This window comes from Microcoleus sp. Pol1C5 (genome assembly GCF_036701115.1).
In the GTDB taxonomy this organism is placed as follows: Bacteria; Cyanobacteriota; Cyanobacteriia; order Cyanobacteriales; family Microcoleaceae; genus Microcoleus.
The window spans coordinates 68,933-94,406 of record NZ_JAUBQE010000021.1; the positions used below are offsets into that span (position 1 = coordinate 68,933).

The window sequence follows — 25,474 nt, forward strand, 5'->3', positions numbered from 1 at the left end:
CACAGAATTCAGAAACCCGGTTTCTTCCTATATTGCTCGTTTTTGTCTGCAAAACTCGTAGAAACCGGGTTTCTAGCCAGCCAGCGGGCTGGGTGGAAGGTGCAAACCTTACTAATCAGGAAAAATCTAAAATCTAAAATCTAAAATCTAAAATTGTATTGATGCCAATGGCGGTCGCAAATTCCTTTGAAAATCTCCTTAAAGTCGATCGCACTCTTCCCGATACAAAGCAGAGTCTGCCTCTTGACATCCCCACTTTGACAAAAGCTATAATTAAAATAAAATAAATACAGTAGCGGCAGGGATTAACACAAGTATTGAATTGTACCCCACCAGCTAGCGATCGGGGAAACTATCGTTAAGACGGTAAGCCATCTACCAGCAAAACCAAGTCTTAAAACTCTCGATCATCCCCATGCTTGAACAACTACAAAATTCCGGTTCTCAATCCTCGGACATTTTAACAGGAGAGCGATCAATCTCTCAAGTCGCACCAACTCCAATTAATCAAAACTTTATTTATAGAGTTTTAGAACTTACGAACCTAGAACGCAGTAAATTAGGTTTGTCCCCGCTAACCTTAAATACTCAGTTACTAAATGCGGCGGAAAATCACAGCCAGAATATGGCACTGCAAGACTTCTTTTCGCATACCGGGAAAGATGGTTCGTCATTAGGAAGTCGGATTTCTGCAACAGGCTATCAATTCTCAGCGGCCGCAGAAAATATTGCGGCGGGATATTCTACACCCGAACAAGTTGTATCATCGTGGATGAACAGCAGTGGCCACCGGGCTAACATTCTTAACCCGAATCTCAAAGAAATTGGCATCGGTTACTATTTCTTAGCCGACGATACGGGCACAGAAAATTGGAATCACTATTGGACGCAAGTTTTTGCGACTTCTCTTGACGGTAGTGTCAATCCCGCACCGACACCCACACCAACTCCCACACCAACTCCCAACACATCGGTATCGATTACTTCGCCAATACCCAATGCTATAGAGGACGGCAGCCCGACGACAGCAGCCAAAAATACAGCCAGCGACGGCAATTATTTCCTATCAGATAGTGCCGATAGTCAAATACCGACAAATGCTGCGGGATTGCCAATTTTTGCCCTTTCCGGCAAAGACAATCTCACCGGGGGAGAAGGTGCTGATAGCATTAATGGAATGCAGGGTGCGGATACAATTAATGGCGCAGGCGGCAATGACAGTTTATCGGGCGGCAAAGAGTCGGATTCAATTGAGGGCGGTGTTGGCAATGATTTTATCAGCGGCAATAACGATAACGATCGACTAATCGGATCAGACGGTAACAATACTATTCGCGGCGGCAAAGAAGATGATGTCTTGGTTGGCGGTAACAGCGACGATGTGTTGGCGGGCGATCGCGGTCAAGATATTCTGACCGGCGGTGCTGGAAATGATACGTTTATCCTAGCAGCAGGTTTGTCTGCGGCAGCTACTTTAATAAGTGCAGATGTAATCGTCGATTTTGGGGCTGGGGATAAAATTGGTTTGACGGACGGTATCGGGTTTGCAAACTTGACTTTTGAAGCTCTGAGTTTGCAGTTGGATGGAGGGGCAAGTGTCGCTTCTACGGCTATTAAGTCGGGGAACAATTATTTGGGCATCGTGCAAGGTGTAAGTGAAAGTCAGCTTACATCTTCTGTTTTTGTCAACGCCTAAAAAACAGCATACCCAGATTCCCGACTTCTTGGAGAAGTCAGGAATCTAAAAACGAGAGCGCTTTACGTTTAACTTTGAGAGAATAATCGGGGTGGCTGTTTTGAGAGATTGGTTGTTATACAGTCGTGGACGGAAAAACACGGCGCTACGTACGATCGCCGTCAACTCAACCGCAGGCATGGGTACTGAGTGTACGATCGCATTACCAGTGAAAGCCAACTTAATCCGGTCAAGTCAGAGCTTTTTACAAGCTTCCGTCATACCCTTCGGGTTGACGGCGACTTCTTGACTGGTTCAGCTTAAAAGTGGGTGGCAAGAGCCAGAGATGCTGCATCAGACTGAAACGACTCGTTTAGCAGTTTGGTGATTGTATCAGCGTTAGCAGGGCGACTGAAGTAAAACCCTTGACCTTCATCGCAGCCTCGCGCTTGCAGGTAGTCACGCTGCTCCTTGGTTTCAATGCCTTCTGCGGTGATCGTTAACCGCAGACTTTTTGCCAGAGCAATGATGGCATCAGTAATGGTGGCGCTGTCCGGGTTAGACAGTATATCGTTGACAAAGGATCGATCGATCTTGAGCATATTAACCGGAAACCGTTGCAGGTAATTGAGGGAAGAATAACCTGTGCCAAAGTCGTCTAGGGCGATCGACACGCCAAGTTCTCGCAGTTGCGTTAAGGTTTTGACCGATCGCTCAATGTCTGTCATCAATGCACTTTCAGTCACTTCCAGTTCTAAATACGCAGCTTCGAGTTCGGTCTCTGCCAAAATTTGGCGAACCATCTCAACCAGATTCGCCTGCTCAAATTGTCGAGCCGACAGATTCACCGAAATCCGCAGGGCTGGCAGCCCTGCGAGTTGCCAGCGACGGTTTTGAGCGCAAGCCGTTCGCAAGATCCATTCACCAATGGGGACGATCTCGCCATTGGCTTCGGCGATCGGAATAAATTTTGCCGGAGAGACCAAACCTTCTGTAGAATGCTGCCAGCGAACCAGCGCCTCCGTTGCTGTCACCCGTCCGCCGTGCAAGTCGATCAGCGGTTGATAGTAAACCAGTAGTTCGTTACGATCCAGCGCTCCGCGCAGGCTATTTTCTAGGGCCAGTCGCTCCTGTAACTGAACGTTCATTTCGGGTGAATAAAACTGATAGTGACTCCGCCCTTGCTGCTTTGCCTGATGAAGTGCGAAGTGAGCTTGCTGAAGAAGTTGCTCTGGAGAATTGGTATTTTCTAAATGGTTCAATGTAATGCCAAGACTGGCGGTGAGGTGGATCGGTTGACCCTCTACAGAGAAAGGTTTTGCTAGCGTACTCAGCAGCAGTTGGGATAGCTTGACCACACTCTCCAGCGAGTGGAGTTCGCTGCGAGCGATCGCAAACTCACCATCGCTCAAACGCGCCAAGACATCTGACCCATCCATGCACTGTACCACCCGTTGGGAAACGGCTCTAATTAGTAAGTCGCATATCCCAGGCTCCAACGCATGGCGCATCCCTGTGAAATCGTCGATACCCAATACCAGCACTGCGACCAAGGGTGAGTGATTTTGAGAGCGGGTTTGATTCAGGCGATCGCAGAATAAGTCACGATTTGGCAATCCCGTCAGTTTATCGTAGTGGGTAATGTAATTAATCAATTCATCTAGTTTGTAAAGCGTTTGTGAGGAATTTGCCATCAGCGTACCGACTTCATCAGCAAACTCTGTGGGTAAGTTCGGCAATGTTCTTGTATCGAGGTAGTTTTGTAGAGCCTCCGAGGTTAAGATTACCGGAACCAGGAGGTAGCGTAGCGTAGAAAGCGTTGCTGCCGTACCAGCTAATGTCGCCAGCAGAGCAATCAGGAGAACCCGGACTGATGTCTCTACAGAGTAAGCGTTTGAGGTAAGAAACCAGACCATTAAGGTTAGCAAAGGAACGTGCGTGCCTAAAAATGCAACCACCATAATTTTGGCAGTGTAGCTTTTCTTCAGCCAGGGGAGATGCGCCAAGAATGAGTATAGGTTAAGGTTAGGATTTGGTTGCATATGACTGGGTTTGAGAATTTAAAGTGGGTAAAGTATCCAGCAGTCTGGTACTAGGTGCGTTGGCTTCAGAAACGGCTTTTTTAACTAAGGAGCGATCGCCTTAGATTTGACCGATTTTTTACAAATCGATCGACAATACCGAACCGCAACCGCTTGTGTAATAAAATATCCAAGCGATCGCCAAACAACCAATATATATACTGACCCTAATCGCCTTTCTCAAGAACGTCAATGATCCGCGCCAAAAATTACCGAAATTGAGTTTTTTGAAAGCTATAAATTAGAGCGATCTTCAGCTTTTAGTCTGCTAATGATAACTAATAACTAATAACTAATAACTAATAACTAAATTACTAAAAGGGTAACTATGAAAAAAGTAGCGGTGTTTGGCAACGCTGGAGGTGGTAAATCAACTCTCAGCAAGAGATTATCGGAAATCACTGGTTTGCCACTTTACCCCTTGGATAAAATTCAATATCAATCTGGGGGCGCTGAGGTTCCCAATGAAGAATATAAGCATACGCATGAAAAAATTTTGGCGACTGACCGATGGATTATAGACGGTTTTGGGTGCATGGAAACCCTATGGCTTCGACTCAACGAGGCAGATACTCTGGTTTTTGTCGATCTGCCCCTATACGTGCATTTCTGGTGGGTGACTAAACGGCTGATTACAGGTAAGTTTATACCGCCAGAAGGCTGGCCCCAAAACAGTCCGATCTTGAAGAGTTCAATTAATAGTTACCGTGCTCTTTGGTTGTGTCACAAGTATTTGACTCCCAGATATCGCGAGTATGTCGATCGCGCTCAAAATACCAAAAGTGTTTATCACATCAGATCCACTGAAGAGATTTCACAATTTTTTGACTCGATCTTGCAAATGACTAATCACTAATGACTTGGGCATGGGGAATGGGGCATGATCGGCGAAAGGCATTGTGCTAACAAATCACCTCTCACTAATCACTAATGACTGATGACTATTGACGAATTGATGCCACAGCCGATCGCAAATTGCCTTGAAACTCGCCCAGAATTCGATCGCACTCTTCCTTCTCCAAATTAGTCCAGTGCATCATCAAAGCTAATTTAACCGACTTGCCGCTTTTTTCGAGCAAAAAACCCGCCTCCTCCCGGCTTAAATCAGTCAAATCCTGCAACATCCGCACAGCCCGATCGCGCAATTTCTTATTAGTCACGGCCACATCAACCATCCGATTGCCGTAAACCTTCCCCAGCTTCACCATTACCCCAGTCGAAAGGATATTCAAAGCCATTTTTGTGACTGTACCGGCTTTCAAGCGCGTCGAACCCGCCACTACCTCCGGGCCAACCAACAACCGAATATCAACATCAGCCTCAAAATTCACTTGTTCGACGGGTACGCAGGCCATAAACACAGTCTTCGCCCCCCGCTGGCGCGCCGCCTGCAAAGCGCCCGCGACAAAGGGCGTCGTACCTCCAGCCGTAATCCCGACAACCACATCTAAGTGGGTAATTTGACGGTGGGCGATCGCCTCGGCCCCATCCTCAGCCCGATCCTCCAAATCCTCCGAACTCCGCACCAAAGCCCCCGCACCCCCGGCAATTATGCCCTGTACGAGTTCTGGCGGCGTGCAGAAGGTGGGGGGACACTCGGCCGCATCCAGCACGCCCAAACGCCCGGAAGTACCCGCACCGACGTAAAACAGGCGGCCTCCTAGACGCAGAGACTCGGCTGCAATGTCGATCGCTTGGGCTAACTGTTTGCGGGCACGGGCGATCGCGCTTAAGGTTTGGGCGTCTTCCCGGTTGAACAAGTCCACTAATTCGATCGAACTGAGTTGGTCTAAATTCTCGCTGTTGACATTCACCTGTTCCGTCAGCAGATGGCCCCGTTCTTCCAAATTCTTCATAATTTTTTCTGCGTTATTGGTCATGGGTCATGGGTCATGGGTCATGGGTTATGGGTCATGGGTCATTGATTTAGAGGGAAACCGCAGATAAACGCAGATAAACGCAGATGCTTTTCAAGATTAAAGAGCAATTTTTGCAATTAGACTCTACTAATGACTGCTGACTAATGGCTGCTGACTCTCACAAAAGTCCTTCGAGTCGGCGGCGAATAGAATCCAGTTCGTTTTGGGAAACGTCAGAATCTGGATCTGGATCGGGTTCGGGCTCCGGCTGCCACTGAGTCTGTGTTACATTGTCTTCTGGCGGGATCGCCAGCGCACCGGCAGGCACCAGTTCCCAATCATAATCAACACTGTCGCAGAACTCCTTAATTTCCTCCTCGTCGATCGCCTCAACCGTGGGCTCTGGGAAATCCTGAGCTTCCAACATCACGCCAAAGCGGGTGGCGTCGTCTTCTGACTCAAACATCAGAACTTTATTGCGATCGCCGAGTTGAATGGTATGAATTCCCTCATTCTCGGTGCGGGCATTGAAGAGTAAGACGAACACTCGCATAAGTTTTAAAGACCTTCTTAACCACCGTTTTTTTATCTTAGGAGCGATCGGGCAACCGATTTTAAATTTTATATTTTAGATTTTAGATTGACCACCGATCCTGCACTGGCGGGATCGAAAGGAATTGGGGCATTTGGACGACTTGGTTTGATATTTTAGATTTGAGATTGACCACCGATCCCGCACAGCGGGGGGAATCTAGGGGATTTGGGGGAGCTGGAGGACTTGGTTTTAGGTGGTGTTGCGTGTTTTGATTAAGTTCGGTAAAGGTTTCTGGAGTCTACTCTGGAGTGGGGGCGTGCCTTTTGCCTGCGTTCGACCCGGGGATCGGCACTTCCGACCTCACTTTTGAGTCTACCAAAGGCAGAAGGCACCCTGGCGAATCACAGAGATTATACCTGTCTAAAATCGGCTGATTTCCTATAATTCCTGAATTCTCTGATTTTTGAGAAACACCCATGACTAACTCGGACGATAACAAAAATCAACTCGCACCCCGTCCCCATCGCCGCTGGTGGCGTCTGCTGCTGCTTAGCGGTACGGGATTAAGTATTCTCGCCTTGGTGGGGGCGGCGGTAGGATACCAGTGGGTGCGGGAAAAGTTAGCTCCTTTGGTGGAAACGGAAGTCAGTCAGTTGCTGAAGCGACCTGTGCAACTCGGACGTTTGGAGAGATTTTCTCTGACAGGTTTGCGGTTTGGCCGATCGACTTTACCTGCAACTCCTACCGATCCCGATTACGCTTCTACTGAAGCAGTGGAAGTGCAGTTTTCGGTTTTGCCACTGCTGTTCAACCGCACTCTCAAATTAGATATTACCCTAGTTAAACCCAGCGCTTATATCGAACAGGATGCTCAAGGCCGCTGGGTTAATATTCCAACTAGGGAGCGGAAATCTCCGGGTTTATTTACAACTGAAGTTGAGGCAATTCGAGCTGAAAGTGTCGCTGCAGTTTTGGTGCCGAGTCCCGCAGTCGGACAGAAAACTTCGGCTCCGATTTCTGTAAGCTTGAAAAATGGCAGCGCTCTATTTCGCGACCAAAATCAGCGCGTTCTCTACGAACTAAACGGTCAGTTTACTAACAGCGATAATTTTATTGTTAAAGCTGATTCTCTGTTACCCGCTGCTCAAACTAACGTGCAGTTGCAAGGTCAAAATTTGCCTTTGTACGACCTCGCTCGACTGCTGAAACTTCCCGCCGGCATCTTGTTACAAAAAGGTCTTGCTAATGGTAATTTGACCGTGCAGTTGCGAGAAAATAAAGTATCGGGAATTGTGGGAACGGCTAGTTTTGGAGGAGTGCAAGCGAGTATTGCTCCGCTGAAACAAATCGTACAAAATAGCAGCGGTCAGTTGCGGTTTCAGGGAACTAATGTGATTGTCGATAGTCTGGCGGCTAATTACGGTTTAATTCCCCTTAAAATAGCAGGAACAGTTGCCACTGGAACCAATTTTAATTTGGAGAACGCTAGCTTCAATCTGACAACGAACGTGCAACCAGTCGCTTTGGCAAGTGTTGTCAGTGCGGTGGAAACAGAGTTAGGGAAGAAAGTAGTATTACCCGTGGCTGTGGCGGGGGAAGTGAAGGCGGATGCCAAGCTGACTGGAACAGTTGCAATGCCGGTGCTGACAGGTGCGATCGCCTCGACAAAACCCGCTACGGTCGATCGCCTGCAATTAAACAATATTAGCACTAATTTCAAATTGGAACGGGGGAGAATGGCTCAAACCCCAAATCCCAATTCTCAATCTTCTATTCCCCCGTTTTCCTCTTTAGCTTTGACTTTGAGCGATATGTTGGTAGTGCCGGCGGCGGGTGGTAAAATTGGCGGGAAAGGTGAAGTCGATATTAGGTTGGGAAGTGAGAATTCGGGATCTGGTTTGGTGTTTGACTTGCAAGCTGAAAATGTACCCGGAGACGCGATCGCGCAAATTTACGCTCTCCCAATTCCTGCTGGTGTTAATATTGGCAATGTCTCCGCAAAAGCTCAAATTTTCGGCCCGTTAGACAACATTCAAGCGAGAGTTCAATGGCAAGCACCGCAAGGAACTTTCCCCGCAGGGGGCGAAATTCGAGCGGCAAGGAATTCGGCAGATTTGCAAAATACAGTTGTGAAAATTGGGAACGCTTCTGTTAACGTGGATGCTGCGCTAAAAGACCGTCAGTGGCAAGCTATCATCGAGGGCGATCGCGTGGCCCTCAACAGTTTGCAGCCAGTCGTGCCGGGGCTGAATTTGCCTCCTGAAGTAGGGGGTTTGGTCAGCGGAACCGTCGAAGCTGCGGGAACTCTGGACGATTTGAGTTTAAATGCGATCGCTGCGACGGGCAAAGGAACGCTGAATATTGCTGACAGTATTGTTGATGTTAATGGCGAACTAGAATCGGGTAACTGGCAAGTTGTTGGCAACACTGAAAAAGTAGCTGTCAATCAATTGATTGATATTGGCTTGCCGTTTTTAACACGGGAAACGACCGCCAATCAAGACAATCTAAAATCCAAAATCCAAAATCTCAAATCGATTGACGGACAGCTAGCAGGTGAATTTCAAGTCGCGGGAAATGTTGACAATTTGACTGCTGGCGGAATCAATGTTAATGCCAACGGCAGGCTAAATTTTGCCGACAGCAATGTCAATTTAAACGGAGAATTGGTAGCGGGAAACTGGCAAGCAACAGCAGAAACAGATCGCACTTCCATCGACCGCTTGGTAGATTTGACACTGCCGATTTTAGATGTGGCTTCAGCATTCAATCCCGAAAATCAGCAATCTGGCAATCTCAACAATCTCAAATCCAAAATCCAAAATCTCAAATCGATTGACGGACTCCTATCGAGTCAAATTACAGCATCGGGAAGCCTTGACAATTTGACGGCTAACAGCATCAATGCCAGTGGCAGCGGCAGACTCAATCTTGCAGGCAGCAATGTTAATTTAAAAGGAGAATTGGTAGCCGGAAACTGGCAAGCAACAGCAGAAACCGATCGCACTTCGATCAGCCGCTTAGTAAATTTAGGATTGCCGTTGTTAGATGTTGGCTTAGCTTTCACTGCTGACAATCCCCAAACAGTCGCCAACCTCAACAATCTCAAATCAAAAATCCAAAATCTCCAATCGCTTGACGGACAAATATCGAATCAAATTCAAGCCAGCGGCAATCTTGATAATTCAACCGCCGCCGATATTTCTGTCAACAGCAGCGGCCAACTCAATATTGCCGACGGTACTGTTGCTTTTAGAGGTAAATTAGAAGACAGACGCTGGCAAGCTTTCGCCGATGCCGATCGAGTTATTCTCAGTCGCTTAGAACAAACTGTTCGCAATCTCCAACTGTTTCCGCTGACGGCGACTTTGCCTAAAGGGTTTGACGGCCGAGTTAACGGCGAATTCCAAGCAGCGGGCAGTTTGGATAACTTGACAGCCAAGGGAATTAGTGGTAGCGGAGAAGGACGGATTTTGGTCGATCGACTCGGGGCGATCGATACTACCGCAAAATTGGAAAACGGCAACTTGCAAGCATTGCTGGAAACAAACGGAATTGCCGTCAGTAATTTAGAACAAACCCTCAAACAAACAGGTTTGCTGACAGCGGATTTACCGCCAGAAATCGACGGAACCCTCGACGGCCAAGTCCGCATTTTGGGAACAGTAGATAATTTAACCGCCAACGGCATCACCGCCAACGGCGACGGACAAATTCGACTCGCCAACGGCGGAGGAATTGTCAATGCTAAAGGCAGCGCCGCATCGGGGAATTGGCGCGCGTCTATTGAGGGCGAGCAAATTGCTCTAAGTCTCTTCCAGCAAGCCTTTGAGTCGCAGCGACAAAGCTTGCAAACCGGAGGTGGAGTCTCTGGTTCCCAAAATCTCCCCCAGCTTGTAGGACTGTTTAACGGCAATATCAATTTATCCGGCCCGATTGCCGCTTCCTTACAAACAGTTCGCGCTGGCGGCAGTTTCCGCATCTCGGAATTGCCGTTTTTGAAACAACCTTTTGAGGCAGTATTTAATTGGGACGGCAAACGAGTGGAAATTGAGAACGCCACAACTCCCGGTTTGACAGCAAACGGCTTTGTTAACGTCGAACTCGAAGGTAAAGGAGGGCCCTCAATTTCCAACTTAGATTTGGATGTCAGACTCGCCAACTTTAATCTGGCAGCCTTACCAGCAGAACAACTAGGATTTTTGTCTGCAATTGCGGACAAAAATTCCTCACAGCAAAGCCCACCCCTGCGCGGCAATGTCGATTTTACCGGCAGCCTCACCGGAACCCTCGCCGCCCTCAGCTTAGTTGGCGACGTGGAAGTGCGAAATTTAGCAGTAAATCAAATCGCTTTTGACCCGGTACTGGCGGGGAGTGTGAATGCGGATGCTGGGAAAAGTGTAGATTTGCGTTTGGCCGGTCCCCAAGACAAAATTGAAGTAGCTTTAAATCAATCTTTTCTGCCGACATCTTTCTTAATTCAACGCGGGGAATCCGTGGCTAGGGGCCAAACCGAGGGAGAAACTTTGCGAGTTAATTTAAGCGATTTTCCCCTCGCTGCTTTGAATCTATCACCCGGTAAAGAGGTCGGTTTGGGGCCGATAACCGGTACGGTTTCGGGACAAGTAAATGTGCCCGGTTGGATGATGCCGTTAAATCCGGCGACTTTGCAAGCAAGCGGACAAATTGCGATCGCCCAACCGGCGATCGGCTACATTAAAGGTGACAGTTTCCAAGCCGAATTCAGCTACGCTAACGGCAGCGCCACTCTCACAAATGGCATATTCCGCCAAGGCAGCGGTCAATACTTAATTTCCGGCAATGTTCAAACAGGCGCCAACCCGCAATTTGCCGGGAAAGTTAACGTCCAGCAAGGCAATTTGCAGCAGGTTTTAACCGCTTTGCAATATTTTAATTTAGGCGACTTGGCGAGAGGCTTAAAACCTCCTGTTTACGGTGACAGCGGTGACGTGCAAACTGTAGCAGTAGGAGAACCAGAAGCCCCGCTAATTGTACAGTTGCGCCGCTTGGCAGAAATTGAAATACTTTTGCAGCAGCAGCAAGCAGTGGAAACATCAGAAAAATTGCCTCCCTTATCCCAATTGCAAGGCACTTTTGGCGCGGAAATTGCTGTCGCCGGTTCTTTGCAAACGGGCGTGCAAGCTCAATTTAACGTGAAAGGTGATAACTGGCAGTGGGGAAGATATGTCGCTGAAAATTTCAGTATTGAAGGCAGTTTTCAGGACGGGATTTTAACTGTTTTGCCTTTGGAAATTAGATCGGGCAAAAGTGCGATCGGCTTTTCGGGACAACTAGGGCAAAAAGCTCAATCCGGGCAGTTGCGGGTAGAAAATGTGCCGGTGGAAGAGTTGGCAAAACTGGTGGAATTGCCTTTTGTGGATGTCACGGGAAATTTGAATTTGCGGGCGAATTTGGCCGGCAGTTTGGAAAACCCGCAAGCCACCGGAGAATTGAGTTTGCTTGAGGGTACGCTAAACGGAGAACCGATTAAACAAGCCGACGGCAGTTTCAGTTACAGCAACGCCCGCCTGAATTTTGGCGGCAGCGCTTTGGTAACTCAAACCGAACCGATTGAAGTGCAGGGAAGTTTGCCTTTTGAGTTGCCGTTTGCCGCCGTGAAAGCTGATAGCAATCAAATTGATGTGAGGGCGAATTTGCAAAATGAAGGTTTGGCAATTATTAATGTATTGACTCCGCAAGTGGCGTGGGTCAGCGGTCAGGGACAGGTGCAAATTCGCGTCGGAGGAACGCTGCAAGACCCTATAGCGCAAGGAATTGCGAATTTTGAAAATGCAACTGTCCGCGCGAGAGCCTTCCCAGAACCGCTGACAGGGCTAACTGGGACGGTGCGCTTTGAGGGCGATCGTATTCGAGTAGAGGGAATTCGGGGACAGTTGAGTCAGGGACAAGTTGTGGCCCAGGGTGTAATTCCGCTGTCTGTGCCCTTTGCGGAGGGCGATGTCGATGCGGATAATCCTTTGGCGGTGAATCTCGACAAGTTGGCAGTGAACCTCAGAGGATTGTACAGCGGCGGCGTTGTTGGTCAAGTGCAGGCAAGGGGCACGGCTAGACGCCCGCAGTTGAGCGGTAATATTGAACTCTACGACGGTGAAGTATTTCTTCGGAGTCCCGGCGGCGGCACAACTGAGTTAGCTTCTTCCTCTTCTGCTTCCGATTCTCCTTCCACATCTTCGGCTTCCCCTGCGACTGACGTTTCTGCTTCCCCTACAACTGAGGTTTCTCCTTCTCCTGCAACTCCGACTTCCCCTTCCTTTGAAGTTGGATTGAACGATTTGCGGCTGAATTTGGGCCGGGGAATTCGGGTCACAAGTGCGCCGATATTGAGTTTTCAGGCGACTGGGGGCTTGACGGTGAATGGAACTTTAGATGACCTTCGCCCGGAGGGTACGATTCGGTTGACTTCCGGGTCGGTGAATTTGTTTACGACAGAGTTTAGACTCGATCGAGGATACCCACAGACTGCGATCTTTGTACCAACACAAGGACTCGATCCGACGCTGGATGTGAGATTAGCAACTTCGGTGCAGGAAGTAACGCGGTTCCGCACTCCCGGCACATCTGTAGCCTCTGAAATCGCAGACGAACCGACAAGTTTCGGCAATGTGCGGAGTGTCCGAATTCAAGCGTTAGTGCAGGGAAGGGCTTCTCAGTTGGCGGAAAGTCTGGAGTTGAGGAGTTCTCCGAGTCGATCGGAAACAGAGATTGTAGCGCTGTTGGGCGGCAGTTTCGTGCAGACTTTGGGACAGGGAGACAGTACACTGGCGATCGCAAATTTAGCGGGTGCGGGTTTATTGAACAACCTTCAATCTGCGATTACTAACGCCACAGGATTGAGCGAATTTCGCTTATTTCCCACTCGGATTAGAGGCAACGAAGCGCAAACAGCTAGTTCCAGTTCGGGTGCGGGTTCTCTAGGTTTAGGTTTAGAAGTTGGGTTTGACATCACGCGCAATATTTCGGCATCAATCATTCGAGTTCTGTCAGCCAATCAACCGACAGAATTTACTGTGCGCTATCGATTGAGCGATAAAATTTTACTCAGAAGTTCGAGTAATTTTCAAGGAGACAACCGCGTCACTGCTGAATATGAATTGAGGTTTTAGTTAGCCAAAAATACCGTCTACAAAAAGCTGATTATCCTCAACCCGGAGCAGAGAAGGTGAAAAGAAGGGAAGCAATCAAATTGATAACAGTAAGTATTAGTTCTTTAAGAGAGACAATATATTACTCTGGAAACCAATATATGCTTGCAAGTACGGTAAAAAATCATTATGACTGGATATTACTATACTGGATGCCCTATGACAATAATCTCTCAAGATTCGGACAACCAATTCTTCAAATGCTAAGTAAAGGTGTAAAAAATGACAAATTTTTAGTAGTAGTACAATCAGACTTTAGTGGAGCACCACAAGTTTCTAGAAGCATCATTAGCCAAGGTAAAGTTGATACCCAATACTTAGAAACAGCAGATAGTAGTAGTCCAGAAGTCTTGAGTGAGTATCTGACTTGGGCACAATCTCAATTTCAAGCCAAACGCTGGGCTATTGTGTTTTTAGGTCATAGTGGAACGCTTATGGAAATCAGCCCCGACGAACATCCCACGTCCCCTTTAATTTCAGAAATTAGATGGATGAATCTTCAAAAAATAAATCAAGTTATATTGAATTTTAACCAATCTGTAAAGGGAAATCTAGAATTATTATTTTTTCAAAATTGTAATAAAGGAAATATTGAAGTACACCATACCTTCCAAGATACTGCTAAGTATACGCTTTCATCTCAACTCCAACTTGGAGTGCCAAATTACTATTATGAGCAATTGTTAAGCCATTTGAGCGATTATCCAGACATTGATGGTTCTCAGCTAGCTAAAAAGATTATGGATTATGAACACCCTGATATGTACCATAGTTTGACATTAACTAACAATCATTATTTCCGCTACTTTACCGAAAAAGTTAATGTTGTGATTGATTCTATTTTGCAAGCAGATATTGCGCCCGTGAAAGTTTTTATATCCTCAATTTTAGGACCGGAAGCCAATTTTTCCAATAACACTACTGTAGTAGTTTATCGTAGCTTTGGAGAAACCTTTGTTGATTTCGCAAACTTTTTACAAAAACTTACCCAATTATCAGGTGCAAGTCCGTCAGCTTGTAACAATTTATTGTTATTTTTAAATAATTTTCTCATTCAGAGAGTGCAACAGAATGGTGAATTACTGGACTCAAGAATTAGGCATAAGTATAAAAACTTATCAGGCTTAGGTTTATTTTTACCTAGAAATCGGCAGAAACTGGAAAAGTATTTGTATTTATCGGTTTATTCAGACTTAAAGCTTGTAGAGCTTTTTGAGGCAGTTGTATTCGAGACAAAAAAGAACTAAAGGTATTGGGATATTTTACTTTCCCGACTTCACAGAAGCAGTCTGGGAGGTAAAACAACAGCCACCATTCGCTCCCAATTCCCACTTCCCAATGCTATAATATAAATAGCAGAATTAAAGCCCTGCTGCCAACCCCGCACACAAGGTTATAGGAGTTAAGTCAAATGGCAAACAAACTCCAAGTAAAAACAGAGTCGATCGGCTATAGCGACTTTTACTGGAACCGCTTTAGTCCGAGAGTGGCGACTATCAGCAGTGTCCGCAACGCCAATCATTGGGACGGCGGATTTATCACCTATATTGCATTTCCCACAAAAGTAGAAGCTACAGCAGCAATGAAATATTTGCTCTTGCATCAAAAAGTTGCTGATGTCGATATGCGGAAAGCCAAGCGAATGAAAGCAAAAGGCATTCGGTGGGAACTCAAAATTCGGGGTTTAGCTTTTAATGAAGTGCTGAAGCTGGCGACGATGGATATAACTGGAAAGCTAGTTATGTCGCCTGCTACTACTCAAGCCACAGGCTGATAATTGAAAAACTTCGTAGTTGCGCTAAGGGTGGTAAAGCGCAACTACCAACCAAAAAACCCCTAAGATATTGCATTTTTTTTCTTCCTTCTACAATATGCGTTTCATCATCCCCAAAGCAGACTTTGCATTCAAAAGAATATTTTGATCTTCCCAACATCCAGAAGCTTTAATCAGCTTCCTAAATGCAATGCTGTATAACGGAGAACCAACCATCCAAGAAATAGAAATCATTGACCCTTATTCAGCAGGAAGCGTTACAGAATTGAAAGAAACTTACCTGGATGTCAAACCCAAGATTACCGGCAACAAAACCGTGGTTGTGGAAATTCAGGTACTCAACATTGCCGCCAAGGAATCGAACAAGTAATCGAAAGGGGTAAAATTGAGGCGAAAATAGGATTAATTATGCGTCAGATAGTGCGGCGGGTGGGTGAGGTAACACAGGAAGTTCAAACTCGCATTCAGGGGTTATCTGCGGAACAGTTAGATGATTTGGGAGAAGCTTTGTTGGATTTTAGGAGTCAAGAGGATTTGATTGCGTGGTTGGAGTCGGCGGGATGAACTGATGAGTTAAAAAGAGAGTCGGGGATTTGTAACGCGGATTTGGTATAATTCTCAATCTCTGCATTCATTTAAACTTTAGTATCTGCGGGAACTTCACTCTGTACCAGCATCCAACCTAAGAACGCTAAAATAAGACCGAGGGCGAGAAATCCTAAATCCCAAGCTAACTCATTGATACCGGGTTTGACGTGGTGGATTCCCAAAATTTGATGGTCAACAATGCCTTCAACAAAGTCAAACAATCCAGCACCAATTAATATTGAACCAAAAAAAGTTTGAGTTGACAAAGGAACATCTTTGCGCTTCACTGCACGCCACAAACAGAAGATTCCCGCCACTGTTACCAACCAATCCGCAGCGTGAAACAATCCATCTCCGAGGGTATTCAATTCTAAACCGGCAACGGTAGCATCGGTTTTAATGCTGCTAAACATATGGTGCCACTGGAGGAGTTGGTGCAGCACAATGCCGTCAAAAAACCCGGATTGACCGATACCGAGGAGAATTCCTGCGATAATTAGAGGTCGGCGGTTGTTAACAGCGGTGGTTGGTGCGTTTGTGCGATCGTCCAATGGAAAACCTCCGATGCTTTAAATGCTGAGCCTGGGTCTGTGAAGGGATTTGCCAGTACATTTTGTAGTTTTGCTGGGGAGGAGGGGCGATCGCATCATCCGCGAGAGAGATTTCTGGAGTGAAGTGCGATCGCGCGTTGATTTTTGATGGATGATTAGAAAGTGCGATCGAATCTTGCCTGCAATAACTTCTAAAACACCATCCACATACTAATTGATAGTTTTCATTACGTTAAACCTCAACATATTTGCATAATGTCCTGGCTTCAGGAATAGACGAACAAGATTGACGCAACTCTTCTAAATGAAAAACTATTGCTGCTTTAATTTGCTGTCCTACTTCCTCGATAGTTGTTCCTGTCCCTAGGCATCGGGGGAACTCTGGTAAAATAATCAGAAGAATTGCTTTCTGATTTCCGGAAGGGAATTAAATCTCGATTGTTGTTCCTGTTGCTAGGCATCTGGGTACATCGGGCAACAAAAGCAAAAGATTTGCTTTCTGATTTCCGGAGGGGAATTAAATAAATTCTAATTCTGCTTTGACTATATGCTTTTGGGTTTGCCAACACCATAGACCCTTCTGGCGTCAATTCCCATCTGTCGCGAGGCGAATTAGTTTCTACATATCGTTTAACCAAGCCATCAGCAGCCAGTTTTTTTAAGACAACCATCATGTCAGGTTCTCGCGGTACATCTCGACGGGAAAGTGCATTCGCGAGTTCGTACCAACTCCACTTTCCTTGACCTTTAGCTACTAATTCCAGCAGCACTAATTCAAGCTGGGTTAATTGAGTTAGGTTTTTCATCAAAATTCCTCTACGCTCGGATGAAATAAAACGCCGAATCCTTCTTTTAATTTATAATCTTCAAGAGTAGCTGTGTGAGCATTGTTCCAAAGTTCATAAGCCTCATCCGGGTCAGCGGGTTGTCCAGTTGGGTAGCCAAGCTTTTTATACCTGAGATACTCGCGTAACTCGTGAGTATAAAAGCGTAAATCAACAGGCTCAGCTACAAGGGTTTGGGTGGTGATACCTCTTAACCTTTCAACCATTCTTAGCTCAGCTTCACCAACTGGATTAAATCTGCGAACATGAGCTTCAACCAAGGCAACGCCTTTATAAGTAATTTTAACATTTTGATAAGATAAGTTGAGAATCTTTCCGCCAGCTTTCGAGGGATTGAAAGGTCTGCCACTTTTTGCACCTTTTTCTATCATTTTATGCGAGTGGCTTTAATCTATCCGTAGTTAACAAAGTTCTGAAACCTTTAGATGTTACACTCTACAAGTCTCGACGCGAGAGAAGAGACTTAACAAGCCACAAGCTAACCCCTTACGTCCTCGGCCTGGGAGGTGACCTTCTGGTGCTTTGGTGTTGAATTTGAGATCTCTATAATCCAACCCGTTACTATTCACACGCCAACCTAACCTATCTAGGAATGCTTCCCATATTTTACTATCAAATTCCCTGGTTCCCCCCAGACTTTGATAAATGCGCTTCTGCACCGAAAAGCCGAAGCGCTCATTACTGTATTTTACCCAAAGTTGGTCAATCGTTCGTAAGTCTTCACAGGGGAATCGATCGATATCTTCATCCCTCAGCCAGCCTTCACTTGTTCTATCCGCTACTTCCAGCATTTTTTTTACCGTTTCCCGATCCGCCTCTTTCCATTCTTCGCTAGCCAACAGCCGATCGAGTTGACGATAATCGACTCCTTTTGCTGAAATCAATTTTACAGGTTGTGACATGGTGGCTTGTGGAAGCATAGCCAACCATTTTTGAACCGACTGAGGGCGCTTTGTCGCATCCATTTCCATCCCTTTAAGAATTGCCATATCCACCGCCTCGCTAATATTAGGATTAATCTGAAACGGCCGCTTTAAAGGATGATTTAAAGCCCTCAAGAATGCAGCAGTTGGTGGTGTTCTCGTTAGCAGATAGTATAGCGTTGCCGCCAGAGCATAAACATCTGTGTACTCAGCAAATCTGCCCATTTCCCCGTACTGTTCGGGAGGCGCAAAACCATGTGTTAATCCAAAAGTCATTTGCTGAGTGCGATCTGGAATAAAACCCCGTGCCAAACCAAAATCAATCAAAACAGCATCTTGATTGTCACGCACCATAATGTTTTGTGGCTTAATATCCCGATGTAATAAACCTTTTTCGTGAACAACTATTACGGCTTTTCCTACTTGACGAATGTAGTTTAAAACTTTAGTTTCTGACAAAATACCGCGCCTTTCCACCCATTTCCACAAATCTTCTGCTGCCACATATTCCATCGCAATACAAGGCAAATCACCGTCAATGAAATAGGTGGCTATTTGCACAATATTTGGATGCCTGCACAAAGATAGCAGTAGTGCCTCTTGCAGGAATCTTTCCCGATACCGGGCAAAATCTGGATCGCTCAATAATTCATCTTTCAGCGTTTTGATGACAACCTGCTGTCCGTTTGACGCTTTCTGCGCTAGGTACGTGACCCCAAAGCCGCCCTCACCTAACTTGCCTTCAATGATATACCGATCGCCATTTAACCGCTGCCCCGGTGTCCAAACCATCCTCCTCACCGCCAACCAATATTAATTTTTATCTCGGCCTAGCCTGTATTTTAACTGTATTTTTTAGGTTGGGTTTAGTTCCACGGACCCAACTTCAGTTCGCCTTCCCAGTGATGGTTGGCTTTTAGTTCGATCGCCCTTTTGCGACATAATTCGATCGACAAATTCGCAGCAATCTCATTAAGAATCCTAAATCCCAAAACCTCTTTGCCCAAACAGTCCCTTTCTGTGCAAACCTAAAAAACAGCAGACACAATTTTATAAACTCTAATTACAGAACCCTCGCAACCAGTTATGCAAACTCTGCCGAACCCCACTAAAACCCTCACCACCGAACCAACCTTCGACACCACCATCAAACGCCGCAAAACCCGGCCCGTCAAAGTCGGTAGCGTCACCATAGGTGGCGGCTACCCCGTCGTCGTACAGTCGATGATCAACGAAGACACCCTAGACATCGACGGTTCAGTCGCCGGAATTCGCCGCTTGCACGAGATAGGGTGCGAAATCGTCCGCGTCACCGTGCCCAGCATGGCCCACGCTAAAGCTTTAGCCGAAATCAAGAAAAAACTGCACGCCACCTACCAACCCGTGCCCCTCGTGGCCGATGTCCACCACAACGGTATGAAAATTGCCCTCGAAGTGGCGAAACACGTAGACAAAGTAAGAATCAATCCCGGACTTTACGTGTTCGAGAAGCCGAAAGCCGACAGAACCGAATACACCGACGCCGAATTCGCGGAAATTGGCGAAAAAATCCGCGAAACTCTGGAACCTTTGGTGATTTCCCTGCGCGACCAAGGCAAAGCTTTGCGAATCGGCGTTAATCACGGTTCCCTCGCCGAACGGATGCTTTTTACCTACGGCGACACGCCCGAAGGCATGGTGGAATCGGCCCTGGAATTCATCAAAATTTGCGAATCCCTCGACTTCCGAAATATCGTACTTTCCCTGAAAGCCTCCCGCGCGCCCGTCATGGTTGCTGCTTACCGCTTGATGGTGCACCGGATGGACGAACTCGGCATGGATTACCCCCTGCATTTGGGCGTCACGGAAGCAGGAGACGGCGAATACGGCCGCATCAAATCCACCGCAGGCCTGGCACCTTTGTTAGCTGACGGTATTGGCGACACCATCCGCGTCTCGCTTACAGAGGCCCCTGAAAAGGAGATTCCCGTCTGCTACAGCATTCTGCAAGCCTTGGGACTGCGGAAAACGATGGTTGAGTATGTCGCTTGTCCTTCCTGCGGTCGCACTTTGTTTAATTTAGAGGAAGTGTTACACCAAGTGAGAGAGGCGACCAAGCATCTCACGGGTTTGGACATAGCAGTAATGGGCTGTATTGTCAATGGGCCCGGAGAAATGGCTGATGCTGACTACGGCTACGTTGGGAAGCAGCCGGGTTATATCTCGCTGTACCGGGGCCGGGAAGAAATTAAGAAAGTCCCGGAAGACCGAGGTGTGGCAGAATTGATTGACTTAATTAAATCGGACGATCGCTGGGTTGAACCAGAGTAGGCTTTGCTGGATTTAGTTTTGAAGTTTGGGGGCGGGCAAGATGCCCACCCCACAAGAGTTTTTTGTGGCACAGGCATCTTGCCTGTGGCGGGCAAGATGCCCACCCCACAAGAGTTTTTTGTGGCACAGGCATCTTGCCTGTGGCGAAAGGGAACAAAACTCGGCAAAGTGGAATAATATATGTACGCCAAACGCGAGCCGGCCTTGCCTGTGTTAGATTGAGCGTAATTATTCTGAACTCTTTTCCTCCCGCGCGTCAGACAAATGGTTATAACAAAACGAGGGCTTGTTCTAAGTGCAGCAGCAGTGGTACTCACTGCTGTAACTCTTGCGAACACTGGTTGCAGTTCTAAATCTCTGGCTTCTTTTCGGGGAAGCCCTAAAGAGTTGGTTGATGAAGTTTGGCAAATTATTGACAAAAGTTATGTAGATGGCACTTTTAACCAGGTTGACTGGAAAGCGGTGCGGAATGATTATTTGAACCGGACTTATACCAGCGACGAGGAAGCTTACAAAGCAATTCGGGAAATGCTGAAGAAGCTGGACGATCCTTATACGCGGTTTATGGACCCTCAAGAGTTCAGAAATATGCAGGTTGACACTTCTGGGGAACTGACAGGAGTTGGGATTCAGTTGACTCAAGATGAGGAAACTAAGAAGTTGGTGGTGATTTCGCCGATCGAAGATACCCCGGCTTTTACTGCTGGTATTCTGGCCAAAGATATCATTACTAAGATTGACGGCAAGAGCACAGAAGGCATGGATACGAATCAAGCGGTAAGTTTGATTCGCGGCCAGGTGAATACTGAAGTGACGCTGACTATTTTGCGGGGAAGCAAGGAATTAGAATTTAAGCTGAAACGCGCTAAAATTGAAATTCATCCCGTGCGGAAGTCGGTGCAGAAAACTCCGATCGGAGAAGTCGGCTATATTCGCTTAAATCAGTTCAGTGCGAATGCTGCATCGGAAATGCGATCGGCAATTAAGGATTTGGAAGAGAAAAAGGTAACGGGCTATATTTTAGACTTGCGTTCCAATCCCGGCGGGTTGCTGTACGGAAGTATTGAAATTGCTCGGATGTGGCTCAAAGAAGGTACCATCGTCTCGACGGTCGATCGAGTCGGTGAGGCCGATAAACAAACTGCAAATAAGGCAGAGCTCACAGACAAACCGTTAGTTGTACTGGTAGACGGCGGTTCAGCAAGTGCTAGCGAGATTCTATCCGGTGCTTTGCAAGACAACAAACGCGCGGTTTTGGTGGGAACAAAGACGTTTGGTAAAGGTTTAGTTCAGTCAGTACGCGGCGTGGGAAATGGTGCCGGTTTGGCGGTGACAATTGCCAAGTATTTTACTCCCAAGGGCACTGATATCAACAAGGCCGGGATTGAACCGGATTTTAAGGTAGAACTCACCGAGGCTCAAAAACAGGAATTGAGGCGCGATCGCGATAAAATCGCTACGACGGCAGATCCGCAGTACGCAAAAGCTATGGAAGTTTTGACACAGCAAGTTACTGGTAAAACAGGGAACAATAAGGCGGAGTCGAAACCGAATGCAGCGCCACCTAAACCGACTGCGGCGCAAGCAAAACCGAGTGCGGCACCTTCTAAATCTAGGTAGAAAACCTGTGTAGGGTTTCAGTTAAAAAAAGCATTCGGGGAAAGATTTACGGCTAAAAGCCCAGATTTTAAACTCGAATGCTTCGCTATTTTTTGCAAGGCGTCCGGTGCAACCGAAATTGCTCTAATTCATCTGCGTTAATCTGTGTTTATCTGCCCTCATCTGCGGTTCAAAAAAGAGAATTTATCGGGTCGCAGATGACAAGGGATTCACGCAGATTCACGCAGATTAACAGAAGAGAGATAGGAATAATTCCGATGCTAACAGATTTGATTTCACGTTAGCTTTCGCGATGGGGAAGAAAGTAATAGTAATTCGTCATTGCGGCTGGCATTTGGCCGCGCGAATTAATCCGATGCGGCGGGCAATGGCATCTTCGGCAGAATCGTAAGGGCCCCACTTTTCAATAATAGTGGGATTTTGTTCTTCAAGTTGGGCCAACGGCAAAATCTCGCAATTACCGGCAGGACGTTTGATAATATAAAATTTGGGTGTTTCTGTCATAACTAAATTCGTCACATAAAAGCTGGATACTAACTAGGCAATTGGCTCATTATATCAAATAGGGAAACGGCAATGCCGTGTTCCCAGTGTGTCTTAGCATTAAACTCGCAGTCCGACAGTAGTTGAAACCCCTCCGGGACTGCGGATTTAACCGCCTGCAACTAATAAGAATTAAAAAAAACTAACACTTTCGGAAGATGCCACAAAATTTATCTATGATAAAAATATAGACATTTGTCTCAACAGTGCATTAAACCCTTTCAGAACTACCCAAATATTCTAATCAATACCAAAAAAACCATGCAATTTTTGCCCAAAACAATCCCTGAAATTCAACCAGAAATCATATCAGTAAAAGAATCACCGCCAGAACTTGTTACTTTCGATGTCGGCGGGATGAAATGTGCCGGCTGCGCGAAAGCTGTGGAACGCCAACTCATGCAATATTCAGGCGTAATTTCAGCTTGCGTTAACTTAGCCGTAGAAGTCGCCACGGTTGAGTGTCAACCGGGGACTGTCGATGCAGAGGCTTTAGCGAAAAAGTTGACTGATAATGGATTTCCCTCTCAGTCTCGTTCCGGTGAAAATCAGCGGGAAGCAGAAGCGGCAACAATTGAACGGCGACAGCAAGAAATTCGACAGCAAATCAAGCAATTGACGATCGCCCTAATCCTAATTATTTTATCCGGTTTAGGTCACGTACTCGGCACAAAAGCCCCAATTCTCAGCAATATTTGGTTTCACTGGGGACTCGCCACCCTAGCTTTGCTGCTACCGGGCCGTTCGATTATTGTTGACGGGTGCCGCAGTTTGTGGCGAAATGCACCCAACATGAATACTTTGGTAGCTTTAGGCGCTGTCACAGCTTACACCGCTAGCAACGCGGCGCTGCTGTTTCCACGGATGGGATGGGAATGCTTTTTTGACGAACCGGTGATGCTGCTGGGCTTTATTTTGTTGGGCAAAACTCTCGAACAGCAAGCCAGACGCCGCGCTGCATCAGCTTTACAAGCTTTAATCGCATTGCAGCCGGCGAAAGCCCGTTTAGTTGATTTTAAACTTCCCACTTTAGATGTGCGATCGGAAGAATTGCCTTTAAACTCGACATCAGAGGTCTACGATCCACAATACATTGAAATTCCCGCCGATCGCGTCCGAGTCGGAGAATGGCTGCAAGTTTTGCCAGGGGAAAAAATTCCGGTAGACGGCGAAATTTGCGAAGGCAAAACAACCATAGATGAGTCGATGCTGACTGGCGAATCAATGCCGGTTTTGAAGCAACCAGGAGATACAGTTGCCGCCGGAACTATTAATAAATCCGGGGCAGTTGTGATGCGCGCAACTCGCACCGGTAAGGAAACAACTGTAGCTCAAATGGTGGCTTTGGTGCAGGCAGCCCAAACTCGCAAAGCGCCGATTCAAAATTTAGCTGATACTGTGGCGGGATATTTTGTGTATGGGGTAATGGGGATATCGGTTTTAACTTTCCTATTTTGGTATTTTGCCGGGACTCATATTTGGCCTTCTGTGCTTTTAGGACACGGGGCAATGGATATGGGACACGGGGCAATGAATATGGGAAATGAATTGCCAATTATCCATTATCAATCGCCTTTGCTCTTAAGTTTGAAATTGGCGATCGCAGTTTTAGTCATTGCTTGTCCTTGCGCTTTGGGACTGGCTACCCCAACTGCAATTTTAGTCGGTTCTGGCATCGGGGCGGAGCGCGGACTTTTAATTCGCGGTGGTGATGTTTTAGAACGGGTGCATCAATTAGATACGGTGGTTTTTGACAAGACTGGCACTCTGACAACCGGAAATCTCACACTCACAGATTATTTGCCGATTTTCCAGAATTCCGAGTGGGATTTGAATTCAGATATAAATGTTGGAAACAAACAAGATGTTTGTTCCACAATTGATGGGGTTTCTGGCAACAGCCAAGATGCCTGTTCCACAATTGATGGGGCTTCTGGCAACAGCCAAGATGCCTGTTCCACAATTGACTCAAAACTGCTGCAAATTGCGGCGGCGGTGGAAAGGGGCGCGTGTCATCCCATCGCTGCAGCGATTTTGCTGGAAGCTCAACAACAAGGTTTGCCGCTGCTAGCTGCTGAGGATTTCTGCACGGAACCGGGCTTCGGGGTTTCTGCTTTGGTGGAGGGCCGACGGGTGTTCGCGGGGAATGCTGAGTGGATGAAGCAGCAGGGGGTCGCTGTGGCGACGGAATTGTCGGGGTTTTTGCAAGGCAAAACGGCGGTTTACGTGGCTTCTGGGGGCGTTTTGCTGGGGGTAATCGGGCTAAAAGATACTCTGAGGCCCGATGCTAAGGCGGCGGTGGAACGTTTGCGGGGCATGGGATTGCGGGTGATGATGCTGACGGGGGATACGGCGTCTGCGGCGGCGGCGACGGCGCAGCAGCTAGATTTGACGGCGGCTGATGTTTTGGCCGAAGTGCGGCCGGAGGGCAAGGCGAGGGCGATCGCAAGTTTGCAAGCCCAAGGCTGTAAAGTGGCTGTGGTGGGGGATGGTATCAATGACGCCCCGGCTTTGGCTCAAGCTGATGTCGGTATTGGTTTGCACTGCGGCACTGATGTCGCAGTTGAGACAGCTCAAATTGTGCTGATGCGAAATGCTTTGATGGATGTTGTTGAGTCGATCGAGCTGGGACGCGCTACTTTCAACAAGATTCGCCAAAATTTATTTTGGGCTTTTGGTTACAATACTCTGGGAATTCCGGTTGCAGCCGGTCTTTTGCTGCCTGCAACCGGAATTCTACTCAGTCCTGCGGCGGCCGGTGCATTTATGGCGTTTAGTTCTGTTAGCGTTGTGACAAATTCTTTGTTTTTGCGCCGGGGATTTCGAGCTTAAATTTATAGATGACAGATAAAAGTCGGAGGTCATCGGTCATTAGTTAGGAATTAATGACTGATGACCTCATCCCAAGAGGGTGACAAACCCCTCACACCAGGAGTCGACAGCCAAGAAGTTTCGACGTTAGTTAGAACCCCCTGATTCATCTGCA

23 protein-coding genes are annotated in these 25,474 nt (G+C 47.0%); 12 read left to right on the forward strand and 11 right to left on the reverse strand.

Annotated features, from left to right (window positions below; genetic code table 11):
* The first annotated feature begins 415 nt into the window (after window positions 1–415).
* Window positions 416–1,696, forward strand: a complete 1,281-nt coding sequence (locus tag QUA23_RS13745; RefSeq protein WP_333076573.1) for a CAP domain-containing protein — start codon at window positions 416–418, stop codon at window positions 1,694–1,696.
* A gap of 112 nt (window positions 1,697–1,808) precedes the next feature.
* Window positions 1,809–1,985, forward strand: coding sequence for a hypothetical protein (locus QUA23_RS13750; protein WP_333076572.1), 177 nt, complete (start codon window positions 1,809–1,811; stop codon window positions 1,983–1,985).
* Window positions 1,986–1,995: 10 nt separating this feature from the next.
* Here QUA23_RS13750 and QUA23_RS13755 read toward each other — a convergent pair whose 3' ends face one another.
* Window positions 1,996–3,636, reverse strand: coding sequence for a bifunctional diguanylate cyclase/phosphodiesterase (locus tag QUA23_RS13755; RefSeq protein ID WP_333076571.1), 1,641 nt, complete (start codon window positions 3,634–3,636; stop codon window positions 1,996–1,998).
* Window positions 3,637–4,084: 448 nt separating this feature from the next.
* Between QUA23_RS13755 and QUA23_RS13760 the strand changes: the two genes are divergently transcribed.
* Complete coding sequence (locus tag QUA23_RS13760) at window positions 4,085–4,612, forward strand: adenylate kinase (RefSeq protein WP_333076570.1); 528 nt, start codon at window positions 4,085–4,087, stop codon at window positions 4,610–4,612.
* Between the two features lie 85 nt (window positions 4,613–4,697).
* Here QUA23_RS13760 and murQ read toward each other — a convergent pair whose 3' ends face one another.
* Both murQ and QUA23_RS13770 read right to left on the reverse strand, forming a co-directional pair.
* On the reverse strand, window positions 4,698–5,612 hold the full coding sequence (murQ, locus tag QUA23_RS13765) for an N-acetylmuramic acid 6-phosphate etherase (RefSeq protein ID WP_333076635.1): 915 nt from the start codon (window positions 5,610–5,612) through the stop codon (window positions 4,698–4,700).
* A gap of 181 nt (window positions 5,613–5,793) precedes the next feature.
* Window positions 5,794–6,168, reverse strand: a complete 375-nt coding sequence (locus QUA23_RS13770; RefSeq protein ID WP_333066613.1) for a DUF3110 domain-containing protein — start codon at window positions 6,166–6,168, stop codon at window positions 5,794–5,796.
* Window positions 6,169–6,626: 458 nt separating this feature from the next.
* Between QUA23_RS13770 and QUA23_RS13775 the strand changes: the two genes are divergently transcribed.
* The 5 genes from QUA23_RS13775 to QUA23_RS13795 all read left to right on the forward strand — a co-directional run bounded on the left by QUA23_RS13775 (window position 6,627) and on the right by QUA23_RS13795 (window position 15,672).
* A complete protein-coding gene (locus tag QUA23_RS13775; RefSeq protein ID WP_333076569.1) occupies window positions 6,627–13,295 on the forward strand; it encodes a translocation/assembly module TamB domain-containing protein in 6,669 nt (2,222 codons plus the stop codon).
* A gap of 140 nt (window positions 13,296–13,435) precedes the next feature.
* On the forward strand, window positions 13,436–14,581 hold the full coding sequence (locus QUA23_RS13780) for a clostripain-related cysteine peptidase (RefSeq protein WP_333076567.1): 1,146 nt from the start codon (window positions 13,436–13,438) through the stop codon (window positions 14,579–14,581).
* A 164-nt stretch (window positions 14,582–14,745) separates the two neighbouring features.
* Window positions 14,746–15,108, forward strand: coding sequence for a hypothetical protein (locus QUA23_RS13785; protein ID WP_333076565.1), 363 nt, complete (start codon window positions 14,746–14,748; stop codon window positions 15,106–15,108).
* Window positions 15,109–15,298: 190 nt separating this feature from the next.
* On the forward strand, window positions 15,299–15,478 hold the full coding sequence (locus QUA23_RS13790; protein WP_333076564.1) for a hypothetical protein: 180 nt from the start codon (window positions 15,299–15,301) through the stop codon (window positions 15,476–15,478).
* Window positions 15,479–15,516: 38 nt separating this feature from the next.
* Window positions 15,517–15,672 carry a DUF4351 domain-containing protein gene (locus QUA23_RS13795; protein WP_333076563.1) on the forward strand — a complete coding sequence of 52 codons (156 nt, stop codon included), beginning with the start codon at window positions 15,517–15,519 and terminating at the stop codon, window positions 15,670–15,672.
* A gap of 71 nt (window positions 15,673–15,743) precedes the next feature.
* Here the strand turns inward: QUA23_RS13795 and QUA23_RS13800 are convergent, their stop codons facing one another.
* The 7 genes from QUA23_RS13800 to QUA23_RS13830 all read right to left on the reverse strand — a co-directional run bounded on the left by QUA23_RS13800 (window position 15,744) and on the right by QUA23_RS13830 (window position 19,022).
* The gene (locus QUA23_RS13800) at window positions 15,744–16,247 is read right to left on the reverse strand and encodes a DUF2243 domain-containing protein (RefSeq protein WP_333076562.1); all 504 of its coding nucleotides are present in this window, start codon (window positions 16,245–16,247) and stop codon (window positions 15,744–15,746) included.
* Window positions 16,248–16,265: 18 nt separating this feature from the next.
* Window positions 16,266–16,454, reverse strand: a complete 189-nt coding sequence (locus tag QUA23_RS13805) for a hypothetical protein (protein WP_333076561.1) — start codon at window positions 16,452–16,454, stop codon at window positions 16,266–16,268.
* 25 nt (window positions 16,455–16,479) lie between these two features.
* Window positions 16,480–16,650, reverse strand: a complete 171-nt coding sequence (locus tag QUA23_RS13810) for a type II toxin-antitoxin system HicB family antitoxin (protein WP_333093884.1) — start codon at window positions 16,648–16,650, stop codon at window positions 16,480–16,482.
* The gene (locus QUA23_RS13815; RefSeq protein WP_333076560.1) at window positions 16,571–17,053 is read right to left on the reverse strand and encodes a hypothetical protein; all 483 of its coding nucleotides are present in this window, start codon (window positions 17,051–17,053) and stop codon (window positions 16,571–16,573) included. Before QUA23_RS13815 ends, QUA23_RS13810 begins: the two co-directional genes overlap by 80 nt.
* The gene (locus QUA23_RS13820) at window positions 17,053–17,463 is read right to left on the reverse strand and encodes a hypothetical protein (protein WP_333076559.1); all 411 of its coding nucleotides are present in this window, start codon (window positions 17,461–17,463) and stop codon (window positions 17,053–17,055) included. The genes QUA23_RS13815 and QUA23_RS13820 overlap by 1 nt, the downstream gene beginning before the upstream one ends.
* A gap of 57 nt (window positions 17,464–17,520) precedes the next feature.
* The gene (locus tag QUA23_RS13825; RefSeq protein WP_333076558.1) at window positions 17,521–18,807 is read right to left on the reverse strand and encodes a serine/threonine-protein kinase; all 1,287 of its coding nucleotides are present in this window, start codon (window positions 18,805–18,807) and stop codon (window positions 17,521–17,523) included.
* Between the two features lie 74 nt (window positions 18,808–18,881).
* Window positions 18,882–19,022, reverse strand: coding sequence for a hypothetical protein (locus QUA23_RS13830; RefSeq protein WP_333076557.1), 141 nt, complete (start codon window positions 19,020–19,022; stop codon window positions 18,882–18,884).
* A gap of 79 nt (window positions 19,023–19,101) precedes the next feature.
* Here QUA23_RS13830 and ispG point away from each other — a divergent pair, with 79 nt between their 5' ends.
* The 3 genes from ispG (at window position 19,102) to ctpC (ending at window position 21,945) form a co-directional block, all read left to right on the forward strand.
* A complete protein-coding gene (ispG, locus tag QUA23_RS13835; RefSeq protein ID WP_333076556.1) occupies window positions 19,102–20,325 on the forward strand; it encodes a (E)-4-hydroxy-3-methylbut-2-enyl-diphosphate synthase in 1,224 nt (407 codons plus the stop codon).
* Window positions 20,326–20,328: 3 nt separating this feature from the next.
* Window positions 20,329–20,502 (forward strand): hypothetical protein, encoded by a 174-nt coding sequence (locus QUA23_RS13840; protein ID WP_333110400.1) that lies wholly within the window; start codon window positions 20,329–20,331, stop codon window positions 20,500–20,502.
* An 87-nt stretch (window positions 20,503–20,589) separates the two neighbouring features.
* Window positions 20,590–21,945 (forward strand): carboxyl-terminal processing protease CtpC, encoded by a 1,356-nt coding sequence (ctpC, locus tag QUA23_RS13845; protein WP_333076555.1) that lies wholly within the window; start codon window positions 20,590–20,592, stop codon window positions 21,943–21,945.
* A gap of 318 nt (window positions 21,946–22,263) precedes the next feature.
* On the opposite strand, the gene QUA23_RS13850 is transcribed toward ctpC, so the two are convergent.
* A complete protein-coding gene (locus QUA23_RS13850; RefSeq protein WP_333076554.1) occupies window positions 22,264–22,449 on the reverse strand; it encodes a DDE transposase family protein in 186 nt (61 codons plus the stop codon).
* Window positions 22,450–22,749: 300 nt separating this feature from the next.
* Between QUA23_RS13850 and QUA23_RS13855 the strand changes: the two genes are divergently transcribed.
* The gene (locus tag QUA23_RS13855) at window positions 22,750–25,320 is read left to right on the forward strand and encodes a heavy metal translocating P-type ATPase (RefSeq protein WP_333076552.1); all 2,571 of its coding nucleotides are present in this window, start codon (window positions 22,750–22,752) and stop codon (window positions 25,318–25,320) included.
* The last annotated feature ends 154 nt before the right edge of the window (window positions 25,321–25,474 follow it).